General features: G+C 70.7%; 18 protein-coding genes. 7 read left to right on the top strand and 11 right to left on the bottom strand.

Features of this window, described 5'->3' with window-relative positions:
• Window positions 1–206 precede the first annotated feature (206 nt).
• From apaG to mltA, 3 genes are all read left to right on the top strand, one after another.
• Complete coding sequence (gene apaG, locus CS062_RS20165; protein ID WP_099863353.1) at window positions 207–581, top strand: Co2+/Mg2+ efflux facilitator ApaG/CorD; 375 nt, start codon at window positions 207–209, stop codon at window positions 579–581.
• Window positions 581–2,593 (top strand): transporter-like protein TlpB, encoded by a 2,013-nt coding sequence (tlpB, locus tag CS062_RS20170; RefSeq protein WP_099863354.1) that lies wholly within the window; start codon window positions 581–583, stop codon window positions 2,591–2,593. The genes apaG and tlpB overlap by 1 nt, the downstream gene beginning before the upstream one ends.
• Window positions 2,594–2,720: 127 nt before the next feature.
• Window positions 2,721–4,004 (top strand): murein transglycosylase A, encoded by a 1,284-nt coding sequence (mltA, locus tag CS062_RS20175; RefSeq protein WP_233218169.1) that lies wholly within the window; start codon window positions 2,721–2,723, stop codon window positions 4,002–4,004.
• A gap of 60 nt (window positions 4,005–4,064) precedes the next feature.
• Here the strand turns inward: mltA and CS062_RS20180 are convergent, their stop codons facing one another.
• On the bottom strand, window positions 4,065–4,346 hold the full coding sequence (locus CS062_RS20180) for a DUF427 domain-containing protein (protein ID WP_091728236.1): 282 nt from the start codon (window positions 4,344–4,346) through the stop codon (window positions 4,065–4,067).
• A gap of 11 nt (window positions 4,347–4,357) precedes the next feature.
• Here CS062_RS20180 and CS062_RS20185 point away from each other — a divergent pair, with 11 nt between their 5' ends.
• Together CS062_RS20185 and CS062_RS20190 are read left to right on the top strand one after the other, a co-directional pair.
• Entirely contained in the window at window positions 4,358–4,627 is a 270-nt protein-coding gene (locus tag CS062_RS20185; protein WP_091728239.1) for a hypothetical protein, read from the top strand.
• 118 nt (window positions 4,628–4,745) lie between these two features.
• Entirely contained in the window at window positions 4,746–5,918 is a 1,173-nt protein-coding gene (locus tag CS062_RS20190; RefSeq protein WP_099863356.1) for a Fic family protein, read from the top strand.
• A gap of 4 nt (window positions 5,919–5,922) precedes the next feature.
• Here CS062_RS20190 and CS062_RS20195 read toward each other — a convergent pair whose 3' ends face one another.
• Complete coding sequence (locus CS062_RS20195; protein WP_099863357.1) at window positions 5,923–7,563, bottom strand: GDYXXLXY domain-containing protein; 1,641 nt, start codon at window positions 7,561–7,563, stop codon at window positions 5,923–5,925.
• Window positions 7,560–8,510 (bottom strand): DUF2157 domain-containing protein, encoded by a 951-nt coding sequence (locus tag CS062_RS20200; protein WP_099863358.1) that lies wholly within the window; start codon window positions 8,508–8,510, stop codon window positions 7,560–7,562. Before CS062_RS20200 ends, CS062_RS20195 begins: the two co-directional genes overlap by 4 nt.
• Before the next feature lie 104 nt (window positions 8,511–8,614).
• Here CS062_RS20200 and CS062_RS20205 point away from each other — a divergent pair, with 104 nt between their 5' ends.
• Together CS062_RS20205 and CS062_RS20210 are read left to right on the top strand one after the other, a co-directional pair.
• On the top strand, window positions 8,615–9,286 hold the full coding sequence (locus CS062_RS20205; RefSeq protein ID WP_099863376.1) for a dienelactone hydrolase family protein: 672 nt from the start codon (window positions 8,615–8,617) through the stop codon (window positions 9,284–9,286).
• 65 nt (window positions 9,287–9,351) lie between these two features.
• Entirely contained in the window at window positions 9,352–10,842 is a 1,491-nt protein-coding gene (locus CS062_RS20210) for a M28 family peptidase (protein ID WP_099863359.1), read from the top strand.
• A 16-nt stretch (window positions 10,843–10,858) separates the two neighbouring features.
• On the opposite strand, the gene CS062_RS20215 is transcribed toward CS062_RS20210, so the two are convergent.
• The 8 genes from CS062_RS20215 to CS062_RS20250 all read right to left on the bottom strand — a co-directional run bounded on the left by CS062_RS20215 (window position 10,859) and on the right by CS062_RS20250 (window position 17,293).
• A complete protein-coding gene (locus CS062_RS20215) occupies window positions 10,859–11,419 on the bottom strand; it encodes a DUF6036 family nucleotidyltransferase (protein WP_099863360.1) in 561 nt (186 codons plus the stop codon).
• Complete coding sequence (locus CS062_RS20220) at window positions 11,416–12,111, bottom strand: helix-turn-helix transcriptional regulator (protein ID WP_099863361.1); 696 nt, start codon at window positions 12,109–12,111, stop codon at window positions 11,416–11,418. The genes CS062_RS20215 and CS062_RS20220 overlap by 4 nt, the downstream gene beginning before the upstream one ends.
• Before the next feature lie 91 nt (window positions 12,112–12,202).
• Window positions 12,203–12,874 (bottom strand): YciI family protein, encoded by a 672-nt coding sequence (locus CS062_RS20225; RefSeq protein ID WP_099863362.1) that lies wholly within the window; start codon window positions 12,872–12,874, stop codon window positions 12,203–12,205.
• 57 nt (window positions 12,875–12,931) lie between these two features.
• Window positions 12,932–13,378: a methylglyoxal synthase gene (locus CS062_RS20230; RefSeq protein WP_099863363.1), complete on the bottom strand. Its 447-nt coding sequence runs from the start codon at window positions 13,376–13,378 to the stop codon at window positions 12,932–12,934.
• A 34-nt stretch (window positions 13,379–13,412) separates the two neighbouring features.
• Entirely contained in the window at window positions 13,413–14,714 is a 1,302-nt protein-coding gene (locus CS062_RS20235) for a glycoside hydrolase family 18 protein (RefSeq protein WP_158238850.1), read from the bottom strand.
• Window positions 14,715–14,864: 150 nt separating this feature from the next.
• On the bottom strand, window positions 14,865–15,569 hold the full coding sequence (locus CS062_RS20240) for a hypothetical protein (protein WP_099863365.1): 705 nt from the start codon (window positions 15,567–15,569) through the stop codon (window positions 14,865–14,867).
• A 51-nt stretch (window positions 15,570–15,620) separates the two neighbouring features.
• A complete protein-coding gene (locus CS062_RS20245; RefSeq protein ID WP_143742425.1) occupies window positions 15,621–16,346 on the bottom strand; it encodes a zinc metalloprotease in 726 nt (241 codons plus the stop codon).
• Window positions 16,347–16,408: 62 nt separating this feature from the next.
• Window positions 16,409–17,293 carry an EamA family transporter gene (locus CS062_RS20250; protein ID WP_099863367.1) on the bottom strand — a complete coding sequence of 295 codons (885 nt, stop codon included), beginning with the start codon at window positions 17,291–17,293 and terminating at the stop codon, window positions 16,409–16,411.
• Window positions 17,294–17,359: the final 66 nt, after the last annotated feature.

A 17,359-nucleotide genomic window follows, 5' to 3' on the forward strand; every position in this document is an offset into this window, starting at 1 on the left:
GAGTGCGGCGGCTCCGGCCAAGGCGCAGCCGCGCGCCACGGCCTGGCGCCGGTCGGGGCGGGAGGGTGCCGGGGGATGTCCTGCTCTGATTGCCATGACGGAGGCGTCCGGGTCGCGCCGGTCGCGTGAGGGGTCCGTTCGAGCGGGGGGCTGCCACTGCTTTGTGCGGTAGGCAGCATAGCGGAGGCCGCCTCTAGAATCCGCCGATGGCACATCCGCATTTCCACTGCAGCGTGGCCGTCGAGCCGCTCGCCGACCAGACCTTCCCCGAGCGCAACGAATTCGCGTTCAGCTACACGATCACCATCGAGAACCGGGGCGACGTCACCGCCCAGCTGATCGGCCGCCACTGGACCATCGTCGATGCCAACGGCAAGGTCCAGGAGGTCCACGGGCTGGCTGTCGTCGGCCATCAGCCGCTGCTGCAGCCGGGCGAGCGCTTCCAGTACAGCTCCTGGGCGCAGATCGCCACCCGCCACGGCACGATGGGCGGCCGCTTCCTCTGCGTCACCGAGCATGCCGAGGTCTTCCACGCCGAGGTGCCCGAGTTCCTGCTGGCCGACTCCGGATCGCTGCATTGATGCTGCGACGTCAGGGCTGGGACCTCACCGCGCTGCTCAACGCGGCGCATCCGCAGGCACCGCTGGCCGAGCGCAACCTCTGGCTGGTGCGATTGATCGAATGGCTGCGCCATGCGCCGCTGAAGGACGAGCGGGCCGCCCCCGCCGAGGCGTCGGCCGCGCCGGTCGCGCCGTCCGCCCCGCTGCCGGTGCGCCGCCTGCGCTACCTGCTCCGGATGCTGGAGCGCCATCCCGACCATGCCCGGGCCTTCGCCGAGGTGATCGCCAGCGTCTGGGCCGATGTGGACGCGATCGGCCTGTTCGCCGAGGTCGGTTTTGCGCCGCGCATGGCGCTGTGGAACGAATTCCTGGGACGCCTGCGCCGCCGGCTGCTGCCGCTGAGCGCCGACACCCGGGAACTGGCCGAGCTGTTCGAGCTGCTCTTCCCGCATGAGCAGGACGAGCAGTGGATCAACGCCGTCGACGACGAACTGCTGGAACGCCTGGGCCTGCTCTTCGCCGGCGCGCCCGAGGGGGACTGGCGGGAGGAGATGCGGGCCGCGATCACGGTGCTGGTGAGCGCGGTGCGCTCGGCCGGCCTGTCCGGCGCGCTGCGCGTGCGGATGGATCCGCAGCGGCTGACCAGCCGGCCGTTCCGCAACCTGGCCACCGCCTGGGAGCAGGTCGAGCAGGCGCTGGTCGATCCGGACCATGCCGGACTGCCGGCCCGGCTGCAGTACCTGCGCGGACTGCTGGACGAATGCCGGGCGGCGGTCCGCTCGGTGCCGGACCACCTGGAAGAGCACGGCGTGTCGGTGGACCTGATGTTCGGCGTCGAGCAGATGCAGGCACGGCTGCGCCGCGTCGAGGACCTGCTCGCGGTGCTGCTGGCCGAGCATCCGCAGCGCGAGCTGCTGCGGCTGGTGGCCGACCTGGTGGCGGTCGTGCATGACCGTCGCAGCATCCGCACCCTGTTCGCGCGGCATTACTCGCTGCTGGCGCGCAAGGTCGCCGAGCGCAGCGCGGAAACCGGCGAGCACTACATCACCCGCAATCGCGAGGAATACGGCGACATGCTGCGCCGGGCCGGCGGCGGCGGGCTGGTGATCGCGGGCACCACCTTCATGAAGTTCGCGATCATGGCGATCGGCCTGTCCGCTTTCTGGGGCGGCTTCTGGGCCGGCGTGAACTACGCGGTGAGCTTCGTGCTCATCCTGCTGCTGCACTGGACCGTCGCGACCAAGCAGCCCGCGATGACCGCGCCGGCGCTGGCCGACAAGCTCCGCCACATCGACAGCGACGCCGGCCTGGCGGCCTTCGTGGACGAGGTCGCGCATCTCTTCCGCTCCCAGACGGCCGGCATCATCGGCAACCTCGCGCTCGCGGCGCCGATGGTGCTGGTGGTGCAGCTGGCGGCGTGGCTGAGCTTCGGCAAGCCGCTGGTCGGCACGCACGAGGCGGAGCATGTCCTGCATTCGCTCACCGTGCTGGGGCCGTCGCTGCTCTTCGCGGCCTTCACCGGGGTGCTGCTGTTCGCGTCCAGCCTGATCGCAGGCTGGGTCGAGAACTGGTTCGTCTTCCACCGGCTGGACAGCGCGATCGCCTGGAACCCGCGCATCGTCGCGACGCTGGGCGCGACCCGTGCCAAGCGCTGGTCGGGCTGGTGGCGGGAGAACATCTCGGGCCTGACCGCCAACATCAGCCTGGGCCTGATGCTGGGGCTGGTGCCGGCGCTGCTGGGATTCTTCGGACTGCCGATCGAGGTCAGGCATGTGACGCTGTCGACCGGGCAGCTGGCCGCGGCGGCCGGGGCGCTCGGGCTGGACGTGCTCCGGCACTGGCCCTTCTGGCTCTGCGTGATCAGCATCCTGGGCACCGGCGTGCTGAACGTGGGCGTCAGCTTCTTCCTGGCGTTCAAGGTGGCGCTGCGCTCGCGTGGGATCCGGCTGGCCGACCGGAAGCGGGTGCGCGCGGCGATCTGGGCGCGCATGCGTCGTCAGCCGCTGAGCTTCCTGGTGCCGCCCAAGGGCTGAGGGCGGCGGTCAGGCGGCGTCGCTGTCGTCGGGCCGCTCGCCGCCCTTGCGTCCGGAGAACATCGTCCACCAGACGATGAAGACGAGCAGCGCGAGCGCGCCGAGCGCCTCCAGCAAAATCACGCCCATGATTCGTGGTCCGATCCGTTGCAGAACTCGCCGCTGGAGCGCGGCGCTGGCGATTCTAGGCGCGCTCTCCGGCTGCGCCGGCCCGCAGCACGCGGTGCGCGAGCCGGGATCTTCCCCGAAGGCCGCGACGGTCGCGAGCCCCACGGCGAGGCCCACGCCGGCACCCGCGGCGCGAGCGCCGGTCGACCCCGAGAAGCTGCTCAACGGCGAGGACGACAGCGCCGGGCGCCGCGTCCTGCAGCGCGAGCGCGCCCGCTGGGTGGCCGCCGACTGGCACGAACTGCCCGGCTGGGGCCAGGACCGCGCGCTGGAGTGGTGGCCCGCCCTGCTGCGGAGTTGCGAGAAGCCGATGCCGGGCTGGACGGCGCTCTGCACACAGGCGCGCAGCTTCCGGCCGGGCGCGGATCGCGACGCGACCGCGTGGCTGATGCGCATGCTGCAGCCCTACCGCGTCGAGTCGCCCGATGGGCAGCGCGAAGGCCTGGTGACCGGCTACTACGAGCCCGAGCTGGAGGCGAGGCGTCAGGCGCAGGGCGACTTCCGCGTGCCGCTGCTGGCACCGCCCCAGGACCTGGCGCAGCGCAAGCCTTACGACACCCGCCAGCAGATCGAGAGCAACGCGGCGCTGGCACGCCTCAGCCTGGCCTGGGTGCAGGACCCGCTGGATGCGCTGGTGATGCAGATCCAGGGCAGCGGACGGCTGCGGGTGACCGAGCGCGACGGCACCAGCCGCTGGGTGCGCCTGTCCTTCGCCGGGCACAACGAGCAGCCCTACCGCTCGATGGGCCAGTGGCTGATCGCGCAAGGCGAGTTGCGGCCGACCGAAGCCTCGTGGCCGGGCATCAAGGACTGGGGCCGGCGCAATCCGCAGCGGCTCAGGGAGGCGATGTGGGCGAATCCCCGCTATGTCTTCTTCCGCGAGGAACCCTTGCCGGACCTGGCCGTCGGTCCGCGCGGCGGCCAGGGCGTGCCACTGACGCCGGGGCGTTCGATCGCGGTGGACAAGACCAGCATCCCGTATGGGACGCCGGTGTGGCTGGACACGACGGAGCCGCTGTCGACCACGCCGCTGCGTCGGCTGGTGATGGCGCAGGACACCGGCGCCGCGATCGTCGGCGCGGTGCGGGCCGATTACTTCTGGGGCTGGGGCGAGCAGGCCGAGGCCCAGGCGGGCCGGATGAAGCAGCCGCTGCGGCTGTGGGTGCTGTGGCCCCGAGAGGCCGGCGTGACCGCCGGAGCGGGCGGAGCGGCCGGAGCGGCCGGGACGGCGGTCGACCGCTGAGCCGGGCGGCTCAACGCCGGAGCGTGGGCCGCTCGATCACCCGGGGCATCCCCCGCCGCATCACTCGGTGACCTGAACGCCCTTCCAGAACGCGACGCGGTCCTTGATCTCGGCCGCGGCCTCGGACGGCTCCGGGTAATACCAGACGGCATCCGGGTTCATGTCGCCGTGGACCAGCAGGCTAAAGTAGTGCGCCTGCCCCTTCCAGGGACAGGTCGTGCGGTGGTTGCTGAAGGTGGTGAACTCGCGCTTCAGCGCGGATGCCGGGAAGTAATGGTTCCCCTCGACCACCACGGTGTCGTCGCTCTCGGCGATGACTTCGCCGTTCCAGATTGCCTTCATTCCAACTCCTCGTGTTCAAACGCTATTTCGCCCACCGGGGCAAGGACATCTTCGTGACCGCCGGCTCCGTGCGCGACCTCGCGCCCGGCAGCTTCGGGATCTGCGCGATCGGCGGCGGTGCGGAGGGATGGTCGGTGGTCCACGTCGGGCCCGACGGCGACGCCGCCGACCTGGGCGGCGAGTACTACTTTGCCACTGCCGAGGAGGCCCTCGCTTTCCTGCGCGAACTCATCGACCTGATGATCGACGGCGGCGAGCCGGAAGGCTTGCGGGGCGAGTAAGCCCCGGACGTGAGGCGATTTCTTGACGGAATCGCCTCATCGGATGAGGCGATTCTGCCCAAATTTTCGGCATCCCTCGATAATCGCCTCATGTTCCGAGCCGATTGAGGGATGAATCATGGCCTACGCGCTCTCGCTGATCTGGCAGGACCCGGCGTGGCCCCATCTCCATTTCGACCTCGATCCGGTAGCCGACGCGCTCGCGGCGGCTCGGCGCGCGCAGGGCGTGGTGGAAGGCAAGTTGGCCGCGATCGGCTTCGAGGACCGGGTGCCGCTCGAGGCGGCTGCCTGGAGCCAGAACGCGATCGCGACCGCCGCGATCGAAGGCGAGCGCTACGACCCGATTTCCGTGGGCTCATCCGTCGCGCGTCGTCTGGGCATGGCTGAAGGGCGAGGGCCTCATGTACCGCGCGACATTGAGGGGCTGCTCGACGTCATGGAAGACGCCGTGGGCCGCAGCGCCGACCCCCTGACCCATGAGCGCCTTTGCGCCTGGCAGGCCTCGATGTTTCCGGACGGCTATTCCGGCCTGCGACGGATCACCGTCGGCGCGTATCGCAGCCACGAGGAACCGATGCAGATCGTGAGCGGGCCGCAGGGGCGGGAGAAGGTGCACTACGAAGCGCCCCCGTCGCGTCAGGTACCTGCGGAAATGGAACTGTTCCTGCGCTGGTTCAACGGCTCGCTCGGACGCGATCCGCTGGTGGTCGCTGCGCTGGCGCACCTCTGGTTCGAGAGCATCCATCCCTTCGAGGATGGCAACGGTCGCGTCGGTCGTTCCATCATCGACCTCGTGTTGGCCCGCGAGATGGGCTCCTCGAGCCGCGTGATCCGAATGTCCCAGCAGCTGTTGAAGGTCAGGGAGACCTACTACGAGCAGCTGCAGGAGTCGCGCACGGTCGATGTGACGCGATGGGTGGTGTGGTTCCTCCAGCAGGTCTGCGCGTCCTGCGTCGACGCTGGCAAGGTGATCGATCAAACCCTGGCGAAATCGCGCTTCTGGACGCAGCATCGCGCCGCGGATCTGACGTCGCGTCAGCGCAAGGTGGTGAACCTGCTCCTGGACGCGGGCCCCGGCGGCTTCACCGGCGGCATGAGCACCCGCAAGTACGAGAGCATCGGCGCGACCTCCCGCGCCACCGCCTCGCGCGAACTGCAGCAGCTCGAGGAACTCGGCTTCCTGCGCCGTGTCGGCGCCGGCCGCTCGACCCGGTACTACGTCGCCATCGACGGCTGGGGCCCGGAGGCGGAGGGCGGCGCCGACAGCGCCGCCGATGGCCCCGCCGGTTGATCGGTCACAGCGGCTTCAGGTCCTCGCCGACCACCCCCACCAGCAGGCCCTTGCCCTCGGGCGTCACCCGGAACTCGCCATACCGGGCGGGCTCCCAGCGCTGGGCCTCGCCTTCGCGGAAGAACCAGGCATCGGACACGAAGGTCCAGCCGCCGCCCTTGGGCGTCAGCGTGAGCAGCTGGCTGCCTGGAGGCGGCGCCTCGCCGGGCCCGAGCAACCGCGGCGAGTGGGCGATCCCGCGCGCGTCGAGCAGCACCGCGACCCGCGGCCGCTCGCCCCAGAGCAGCGGCATCTCGCGGTCGAGCCGGCTGCGCCAGTCGATGCCCGGCAACTCGTAGCTCAGCCGCATGAAGTCGCCCTGCATCAGCGAACGCGGATCCACCGGCGCCAGCTTGACGAACACCGGCCGGCCTTCGGCGATCAGCCGCTCGCGACCGGCGATCGAGAGGTTCACCAGCACGAGCACCAGCAGGCCCGCGCCGATCAGGACCGCCGGCGCGCCACGCATCACCAGCACGGTGCGCGGCGCGCTCGCCGCCGGCGCCGGGTGCCCGGCCAGCCAGCGTGCCCAACCCGCCAACGCCACGCCGGCCACGACCAGCGCCAGCGACTTGTGCGCCAGGGGCAGGCGCCATTCGTAGTACAGCGCGCCGAGCGCCCACACGGCCTCCGCGCCGGCCAGCATCGCCAGGCGCCAGCGACGGGTCGAGACCATCAGCGCCAGCAGCAGCAGGATGCCGCCCAGCGCCGGCATCAGCGCGGCGAGCGCCGCCAGCACGACCAGCGGCGGCAGCAGGCGCATCGCGCCGACCGGGCGCCAGCGACGCAGCAGCCAGAGCGCACCCGCGAGCGTCAACAGCACCGACAGCCCCCGGCTCGCCCCGAGCAGCAGCCGATGGGAGGGCGTCAGCACATTCGCCACCTCTTGCGTGAAGACGCCGCCGCCCATCGGCCCGGCCGCGGCGAAGGACCAGCCGGCCGCGACCGCATGGATCGCCAGCACGCTGATCCACCAGCCGGCCAGCGCCGGCTCCAAGGCCGCCGCTACCCCGGCCGTGCGCGCCTCCCGCCCCAGGCGCCGTTGCAGCAGCATCAGCAACAGCCCCTCGGCCAGCAACAGCGCAGCCGCGGCGAGCGACAACCCGCCGCCGCGCTCATACCAGTCGCGCGGCGCGACGCCCTCCAGCGCCAGATGCCCCAGGAAGCCCGCAAGCACCGCCATGCCGACCCCCAGCAGCAGTCGCAACCATCCCTGTTTCAGCAGCGCGATCAACCCGGCGCCGACGAGCAGCCCGACCCAGGCCGCATCGGCGCGGGACAGATCGCGCACGAGCCCGTAGCCGAGGCAGGCCAGGCCGGTGGGCAGCAGCGGCACCGCGGCCTGCTCCAGGAACAGCGGCGTCGAACGCCCGCGCAGCAACACGACGGCCAGAGCGACCAGCGCGATCCCTTCGACATAGGGCATCGGCCCCTGGTCCCAGGCGCCGCCAAACAGCGTCGCGAACAGCAGCAGGAACGGCGGCACCGCCAGCCAGGCGCCCAGCGCGGTCAGCAGCACGACCGGCCAGGGTCGCGGCGTCTCCGTGTCGGCGGCCGGCGCCAGGCCCTCGACCCGTGCGCGTTCGATCCAGTCCTCGCCGCTCATGACCGCGCCTCCACGGCGCGCACGCGCCGCATGATCTGGCTCACGCTGAAGGCCAACAGGCCGCAGGCGACCAAGCCGATCAGGAGCAGGCCGCCGAGGTCGCCCTTGGCGTCGTAGACCAGCCGGGCCAGCCCCGCCACCAGCAGCGTGTCCACGGCGAGCGCCAGCGCGCTGAGCGCATAGACCTCGGCGCGCCGCCAGGCCAGCACCAGCCCGATGCCCATCACGCCCAGGCCGAGGAAGTACTGCGGCGCCACATGCCGCGCGAACAGTCCGCCCAGCGCGGTCGCCGAGACCGCGATCACCGATGCCAGCACCGCCAGCCGCCAGGCCCAGGGCTGGGACGCCGCCGAAGGGCGCAGCGCCAGCCCCGCGCACAGCACGCCGTAGGCGACGAAGCCGAGCGCATGCACCGGCACCGTGGACCCGTCGAAACGCCACCCATGCCCGCCGAAGGTTTCCATCCAGAGCCCGATCCCGGTGGCGACGACCAGCGCCCAGGGCGTCCACACCAGGTCGGAGCGCGCGGCCCAGGCGATCGGGAGTCCGAGCGCGGCCCACAGCGCGAACAGCTGGTAGGTGTCCGCGCCGGTCTGGTAGGTCTGGCCAAAGTAGGCCAGCAGGCCGCCCAGCGTCAGGAAGGCCACCAGCGCCAGCGGTGCCCGCCAGGCCGCCAGCAGCGCCGCGGCGATGAGGCTGACGGTAGTCACCGCCTCGAGCAGGCCGAAGCGCATCGCACGGCCGAAGTCGTCCCAGTTCGCCGCCACCCACAGGATCAGCCCGAAGCCGATCAACCCCGCCGCCAGCGCGCCGGCGCCCAGGCGCAGCGGCGTCCAGGGATCGCGTGGCGGATCATCGAGGCCGCTGAGCGCCCGCAAGCGGCGTGCGCTGCTCGCATCCAGGCCCTGACGGGCCGTCCATTGGTACAACTGCTCGTGCAGACTCACAGGGTCCTCCCTCAGGATGCGACCGCCCGCGGGGGCCGCTCGTGGTGTTCTTCGAGGGAGTCGATTCTTCCTTCCATCCTCCGTTCTCGCACTGGGAGTTCCACATGGGACAGATGATCGAATTCGACCGCCCCGACGGCGGAAGCACCGCCGGCTATCTGGCCAGCGCCGGCGACGGCGCGCCGGGCATGATCCTCATCCAGGAGTGGTGGGGGCTCAAGCCCCACATCAAGGACATCGCCGAGCGCCTGGCCTCCGCCGGCATCACGACGCTCGCGCCCGACCTCTACCGGGGCCGCCTCGCCGCGGACGCCGACGAGGCCAGCCACATGATGAACGGCCTGGACTTCGCCGACGCCACGACGCAGGACCTGCAGGGCGCGCTGGACCATTTGCGCGAGCACCTGGGTTGCGGCAAGGTCGGCGTGATGGGCTACTGCATGGGCGGCGCCCTGACGATCGCGGCCGGCGTGCATGTCAAGGACCTGCAGGCGGCCGTCTGCTTCTACGGCATCCCGCCGGCCGAGTTCGCCGATCCCGCCCGGATCGAGCCGCCCTTGCTCGGCCACTTCGCCACCCGCGACGACTGGTGCACGCCGGAGAAGGTCGACGCGCTCGAGACGCGCATGCGGGCCGCCGGCAAGCAGCCCGTCATCCATCGCTATGTCGCCGACCATGCGTTCTTCAACAAGACGCGGCCGGAGGTCTACGACGAGGCGGCGGCCGAACTGGCCTGGTCGCGCACCCTGGACTTCCTGAAGCAGCACCTGGCCTGACCCGTCCTGGCCCGCGAGGGCCCGCCCCTCGCGTTCGCCTGCCCACCCACTCCTCCTCATCGCCCATGAGCCGTCCTCTTCGCCTGGTCCCTCTCACGGCCGCTGCCAGCGCCCTGATCGCCGCGTCCGCCTTTGCCCAGACCACGCCGGCGTCCGGGCCGACGACGGCCACGGCGCGCGCCGTCTCCGAGACCGCACCGCCACCGCTCGATCCGCGCGTCGCGCCGATGCTCGCGGACATCTCGGCCGAGCGCATCGAGCAGACGATCCGCAAGCTCGCCGGCTTCGGCACGCGCCACACGGCGTCGGACACCGCCAGCGACACGCGCGGCATCGGCGCGGCGCGACGCTGGATCGAGCGCCAGCTCAAGGACTGCAGCGCCAGGACCGGCGGTCGGCTGCAGGTCACGATGGATGCCTTCATCGAGCCCGCCGGCAACCGGCTGGCGTCGCCTACCGAGCTCGTCAACGTCGTGGCCACGCTGCCCGGCGCGTCGGCCGGCACGCCGCGCGAGCGGGTGCTGGTCGTCAGCGGCCATTACGACTCGCGCAACAGCGACGTCATGGATGCCCAGGGCGAGGCCCCGGGTGCGAACGACGACGCCTCCGGCACCGCGGCCGTCATGGAGATGGCCTGCGCGGCGGCGAAGCAGCGTTTCGACGCGACCCTGGTGTTCATGGCGGTGCCTGGCGAGGAGCAGGGGCTGCTGGGCGCGCGGCACTGGGCGCGGCGGGCCCGGGCACAGGGCCTGAACGTCGAGGGCATGATCACCAACGACATCATCGGCAGCTCGCGCGGCGACAAGGGCGAACACGATCCCAAGCGGCTGCGCCTGTTCGCGGACGGCTTCGACCCCTTGCTGCGCCTGCTGGTGAACGCGAATGCCAACAGCCCGGCCAACGAGGACGAGGTCAAGACCAACGCGGCGATCCGCGAGCAACTGCAGCCGCTGGCGATGGCCGGCGGCGGCGAGGACCTGCCGACGCAGCAGTTCGGCCGCCACCTCAAGGCGGAGGGCGAGCGCTACCTGCCCGGCTTCCGCATCGACCTGATCCAGCGCCGCGACCGCTATCTGCGCGGCGGCGACCACCTGCCCTTCCTCGAGCGCGGCTACGCGGCGGTCCGTTTCTCCGAGCCCTTCGAGGACTTCCGCCACCAGCACCAGAACCTGCGCACCGAGCAAGGGGTGGTCTACGGCGACCTGCCGGAGTTCGTCGACTTCGCCTACGTCGCCGACGTGGCGCGGATCAACCTCGCGGGCCTGGCGACGCTGGCCTGGGCGCCCGCCCCGGTGAAGGGCGCGCGCATCGACGCGCGGGAACTGACCAACGACACGACGCTGCTGTGGACGGCCAGCACCGATCCGGAGCTGGCGGGTTACCGCGTCGTCTGGCGCCGCAGCGAGTCGCAGGCCTGGGAGGGCGCGAAGGACGTCGGCAAGGTCACGACGGTGACGCTGCCGCTGTCCAAGGACAACCTGATCTTCGGCGTGCAGGCGGTGTCCAGGTCCGGCCACGCGAGCCTGGCGAGCTATCCGCTGCCGCTGGCGCGGTGAGCGCTCGGAAAGGGCCTCAGTCGTCGGCCTCAATCGGTCGAGTCGCACGCGCCGCCTCCGACCAGCGCCTGATCGTGGCGCGAAGCCGTCGTTCCCCCTTGTCGCCAAGGCCCATGCGCCCAGTGAGCAACAGCGCGTCTTCCGACCGAAGATAGCCCTGCGCCAGCAGCGCCAGGCAGAACTCGCGGTCCTTGTCGCGCGCCGCGACCGCCTTGGCGAGAAAAAGGTCCACCACGCCCAGGCAGTAACCGACCCGATCATTGGTGTTGCCGTTCTGCACCCGGCGCACGCGTGTCATCCAGTCATCGGGAAGCACCGCGGTATCCGGGCCGACGCCCTGGGCGTAGTAGCCATAGGTGTCATGAAAGCGGGAGCCTTCACCGATCGCTCCATCGATCCGGTCGGCCAGCTGGGGCGCGTGCAGCGGATAAATGTCGGCCTCCATGGAGACGATGAACACCTCGTCGGGGTGGGGCTCGGTGCCGAGGATGGACTGGCTGCCCAGGATCACGAATTCGTATTGGTCCGTGATGTCGCCGCTGGCGCGGATGATGTGTTCGAGTTCCTGGCGCTTCAAGGTGTCTGTCCTGGCCCGTCCGGCGGGGTGCCGGTATCCGGGCCAAGCATGACGCCTGTCTTCAGTTGCTTCACCTGCCTCAAGATGTGTTGTCGCACCTCGTCCGGCAAGATCGTGACCAGCGGAGAGGCTTGTCGCAACTGCTGAGCTCGCCGCGTGGCGCCAAGCACTTTGCGCCAGGCCCTGGCGTGCAGGATGTCCTGCCATTCCCGCCAGAGCACCGCGGAGCGGGCGTCGCCCGCCGCGAGCCAACGCTCCAGCGTCTCCTGCGCGCGCTGGACGAGGGATGGATCCGCCTTGACGCGCCGCACGGCTTCCTCATGCAACGCAAGGCTCTGAAGGTCCTGCAGTCGATGCTTCGTTTCGCCGGCCGAGACAAGCACACGCACCAACGGCGCGTCCCGGCGAGACCTCGCAGCGGCAGAGTCCGCAGGTGGCGGCTGCAAGGAATCGCCGGCCAGCAAGGCGAGTTCGCCGCTCACACCCAGGACCGCCATCACGCGCAGATAGCTGCCCATGGAAGGCGCGGGATCCCCGGATTCCACCGCTCTCAAGGTGTTCCGAGTGATGCCGACCTGGGCGGCCATCTCCACCGTCCCCAGCCCCTGGGCCTTGCGCAGGCGCCGCAACCGTTCGCCCAGTTGGAGGAGCAACTGGCGGTCCAGGATGGAAAGGGGGCTGACCTTGCTCATTTGGTCATCATATTCACCAAATGACCGAAAAATGGAGCTTCTGATGACCAAAGCAGCCGCGCTTCACCGTCGGCGCGAACGGCGCTCGCCGCTACTTCAACACGCCCTTCCCCAACCACTGCGCCCAGATCTTCATCGTGACCCGCTGGTCGGACAGTCCGGGGTACTCGACCATGGTCTTGCGCAGCGCCGTCTCGTCGGTGCCGCGCATGAAGACGACTTCCCCGATCGGGCCGTCCTCCAGCGAGTACCAGGCGCCGATGACGCCTTCGTCGAGCGCGCGCTTGAGGAACACCGGCACCGCCTCCCGGTCCTTCTCCTCCGCGCGGCTGAAGAGCACGATGCGGTGCTCCTCGATGCCGTTCGGGTCGATGCCGGTGTGGTTCAGCGCCTGGTGGACGGTCGCCGGCTGCGCGTTGACCGTCATGTAGCCCTCGCGGACGTACTCGTCGGACTGGAAGTAGCTCATCAGCACTTGCCGGTTGGGCGCCTGAACCACGACGATGCCGCGCTTGACCCGCGCCGGGTCGCGCATCGGGCCGGCCGCGAACAGCTTGCCGTCGGCAAAAAGCCGTTTGAAGTTCTCCAGGTGCCCGGCCTGCATCGCCGCCACGGCCGCCTTGTCTTCCGGCACCGGCCGGCCGGTCTCGAGAAAGATGAACCACTGCTGCTCGGCCGCCAGCGTCTGCGCCTGGCCTCGCGATGGCAGCGCCATCACCACCGGCATCGCGGTCGCCGCGGCGATCAGGGAACGTCGTTGCATCGGAGTCTCCTTGTCGTCGGCCGGCGATCGACGGGTCGCCAGCGTCGGCGGAAGACTCTACTCCCGACCGCCGCCCGAAGCGCCCAGCACCTGCAACGACCGCAGCATCAGCCGGCCGCTGGCCACGTTGGTGGCGCAGGCAACGTCGTGCACGTCGCAGGCGCGGACCAGCGCGTTGATGTCGGGTTCATGCGGTTGCGGCGTCATCGGGTCGCGCAGGAACACGACCGCGTCGATCTGCCCCACCGCCAGCCGTGCGCCGATCTGCAGGTCGCCGCCGTGAGGACCGGACAGCATGCGCTCGACCGCCAGCCCCACCTCGGCCGTCAGGCGCAAACCCGTGGTGCCGGTCGCGATCAACTCGCAGCCGCCGAGGAAGTCGGCGAACTCGGTGGCGAGCATCACCATCTCGTCCTTCTTGCCGTCGTGGGCGATGAGGGCGATGCGCAGGCGCGCGGGCGCGGCGCTGTCGGCCGGCAGGTCGAGGGGGGTCGGTGCGGTCATGGCGCGATCGTAGGCCCGGCATGCCGGCCGCGAGTTACCGACGCGGTTCTTTCTGCACCGAAGCCGCGCCGCTGGCGAGCGGCAGGTTGCCGACGCCGCGGTTCATCGCATTGAGCAGGTCGCCGTTGTCCTGGCTCAGTTCCCAGGCGAAGACGCCCGCCAAGCCGAGCTCCCGAGCGAAGCGGCCCTTGGCCAGCACCGCCCGCGGATCGTCGTAGCCCATCCACAGCTTCAGCTTCGGGTGGTACAGCGACCACGACTGCGTCACCGGATCCCAGGTGGACTGGTAGCCCGCACGGCCGTTGCCCTTCGCGTCGAGGAGGCGTCCGGCGATCTCGCGATAACCCTGCGCGCCTTCCGCGCCCGGATAGGCGCCGGCCTTGGCCGCGCCGGCCCGCGTCTCGCCGACACCGGTAAAGCCGCGGCCGTACATCGCCACGCCGGCCACCAGCTTCGCGCGAGGCACGCCCGCCGTCTCCAGGTTGCGCACCGCGCGCTCCAGGCTGTCGTCCGCCGAGGGCGAGGAAGCCCTGAGCGCGGTGTGATGACCGGCCACCGGCGACCACATGCCGTAGAAGTCGTAGCTCATCATGAAGACGAGATCGAGCGGCTTCGCGGCGTCCTTGAAATTGATCTTGCCGACGATCGAATCCATCGGATTGACCGCCGTGGTCAGCAGGTAGGGACGGCCGGTTTCGGCGGTCAGCGCGTCCAGCGCCCGGCGAAGGTCGGCCATCAGCTCGGCATAGGACTGGCCGTCGCGCGGGCTGCCGAGCTGCACACCGTTGGCCGCCCCGTTGTTGCCCGGGTGCTCCCAGTCGATGTCGATCCCGTCGAAGGACGGATGCTCACGCAGGAAGCGCTGCGCCGAGGCCGCGAACACCGCGCGCCGGGCCGGATCGCCGGCAAGGTGGAAGATCGGATCCGACCCGCCCCAGCCGCCGATCGACGCGACGATCTTCAGATGCGGCGCACGCTGCTTGTAGCGCTGGAACGCGGCATCGAAGCGCGCATCGACCGGCCCGGTGCCGATCTCGAAGTCCTGCTTGCCCACGCACTTGGCGGCGTCCTTCTCCAGTTGGCCGGGACCGCACAGGCGCAGGAAGGCGTAAAGCACATGGGTGAGGTTCTGCGGCGGCACGCGCTCGATCAGCTCGACCGGCTCCCAGTTCGGGACATAGACCCCGACCACCTTGTTGCCGGTGCGTTCGAACTCGACCGGCTTGCCGCCGAAAAGCGGATAACCGGGCGCTTCGGTCGGCGCGGCAGGTGCCGGCGTCGCGGCGATGGCGGCGGAGGCGGCGATGGCCCCCAGCGAAGCCAGCGCAGCGGTCAACGGGGTCGGAAGATGAGACAGGACTCGAGCGGGCATGCAGGTCTCCAAAGGACACCGGAGCTTAGCCGATCGATCGACAAACTAACACCAGTCAAATACCAATCAGCAGGATCGGCGCTCTCGACGAGACCTTTATGGAGCCACTTCCGCTCAGGGTGCGATGTCCACCCGCAACTGGAGTTCCCGGAGCTTCTGGACCTCCGCGTCGCGGGTGCTGTAGACATTGCGGCTGGCGCTCGAGGTCACGCTGCCGGTGCGGGCGATCGTCACCCAGATGCCCAGCGGCGCCTGCACGGTGCTGAGCACGTCGGTGCTGGGCCGCTGCTGGGCTTCCGGCAGCGCGGTCCCGTAGGCGCCGCCGGAGGGCAGCTGCGCCTGGTCCGAGGCCCGCACCTCGACGTTCACCGGACTGCGACCGCCCGGCCAGCTGGGCCGCACGACGATGCCACGCACCCGCTCGGCCAGGCCCTGGCGCGGCACGACGACCACGCGATCGCGCTCGCCCTGCTGGCGGTCCAGCGCGACGTCGACCCACTGGATCGGTGTCGATTCGGTCATCGTGAACGAGGCCTGCGCGCCGTTGAGCACCAGCAGCCGCGGGAAGAGTTGCTGGCGCTGCTCGCGGTTCTCGGTGGAGAGCGTCACGCCGCCGCGCGCCGAAACGCTGCCGCCGGTGCTCACGACGGTGCTGCCGTCACGCAGGCCGGCGACGGTGGCGCCGCTGAGCTCGGACTCGACCCAGCGCAGCTCGACCTGCAGGTTCTGCTTCGGCCCCTGCGCGCGGGCGGGCGCCATCGCGGCGGCGCTGGCGCCGAGCAGCGCGGCGAGAAGGACGAGGCGGCGTGTCGGGTTCATCGCGGCAGCATACGCCGGCGAAGTGGCGGTGCACCTCCGGTCGACGCGGACTCAGCGGTTGAGCGCGCGGCAGCGCTCGATGTCGCAGGCGGTGGGCAGCGTCGAGCGGTACTCGACCACGCTGCCCCAGCTTTTCGGATCGCGCAGCATGCAGCGTTCGCCCTTGCCGTTGTCGTAGTAGGACATCGTGTCGACGCACCGTTTCGAATGCGCCATCAGGCCGAGGAAGTGCCCCATCTCATGCGACAGCACCATCTGCAGCGTCTGCGCCGCCGGATGTCCCGGATTGCGCTCACGCAGCAGTGCAAAGAGGGCCGGCCCGATCGACAGGCTGCGCGCGCCCACGTTGGCCAGCGCGAACTGGCCGCGACTGCCGACGTCGCTCCACAGGATCTGGATGGCGTCCTCGGGCGGGATCTGGCCGCGCGTCACTGCGATGACGGTGAGCTTGAGGCCGCAAGCGGACCAGGCCTCGGCCGAGCGCGTCACGAGCGCCATCACCTGCGACTCGCTGAACCAGGGCGGCGCGTTGTCGTGGCGGTAGGCGAAGCGCAGCGCGCGCGAGGCGATCGGGCGGTCGCGCCCATCGCCCCAGGTCTGGCGCTCGCCAGGTCGGCATTCAGCGATTTCCTGGTCCCGCACCGCGGGAGCGGCCGGCGTCTTCCCCGCCTCCGGCGGCACGAACTGGGCCAGCGCGCCGGACCACGCCAGCGCGAGCGCGGCGGCCGCCAGATATCGGGTCAGGCGTCGCGCCAGTTGCGCCAGGCGTTGGTCCACGCATCGCGTCCGGTCCGCCGCCCAACCGGCGGCGACAGGCACAGCCGTCGCGGCCGAGGCGGTCATGCGGGGCGCAGCACGCCGCGCATCCGCGGCCACAACAGGTTCACCGCCAGGCCGCTGATCACCAGCGCCGCGGCCACCAGCTTCCAGGGCGGCAGGCCTTCGCCCAGCAGCAGCGCGGAGCAGCTCATGCCGAAGACGGGCACCAGCAACGCCATCGGGACGATGGTCGCGGCGGCATGGCGCGAGAGCAGCCAGCTCCAGGCGCCGTAGCCGAAGAGCGTGTTCCCGACCGCCTGCCAGAGCACCGCGGCCCAGGCGCCGAGGCCGGCATGCTGGAGCGCCTCGCCCATGCGGGCCGGGCCTTCGACGACGAAGGAGAGCGCGAACAGCGGGGGCGCGGCGAAGGCGCTGCTCCAGACCACGTAGGCGAGCATGTTCACCGCGCCGGCGCGCTTGCCGACGATGTTGCCGCTGGACCAGCTGAAGGCGGCCAGCAGCACCATCGCCAGGCCGAGCACGGTGGTGCTGCCGTCGGTGTGCGACGCGATGACGCCGATGCCTCCCGCGGCCATGGTCAGCGCCAGCCACTGGAAGCCCTGGACGCGTTCGCCGCTCATGCGCATGGCCAGCAGCAGGGTGAAGAAGACCTGGGTCTGGATGACGAGGGAGGCGAGCCCGGGCGAGATCTGCGAGCGCATCGCCAGGTAGAGCAGGCCGAACTGGCCGACGCCGACGAAGGCGCCATAGGCGGCGAGGTTGCGCCAGCCGACCTTCGGCCGCGGCAGGAAGAAGATCGCCGGCAAGGTGGCCAGCGTGAATCGCAGCGCGGCGAACAGCAGCGGCGGGAACGCGTCCAGGCCCCAGCGGATCACGACGAAGTTGCTTCCCCAGATGGCGACCACGGACAGCGCGAGCAGGAAATGGCGGAGCGGTAGCGTCATGGCGGCCGAGGCGAGCGGGGGAGCGCCGACTATGCCAGTGGGCTTGCGCGCCGGCCCGGTACAGGG

Source organism: Roseateles chitinivorans (assembly GCF_002761755.1).
Lineage (GTDB): Bacteria > Pseudomonadota > Gammaproteobacteria > Burkholderiales > Burkholderiaceae_C > Roseateles > Roseateles chitinivorans.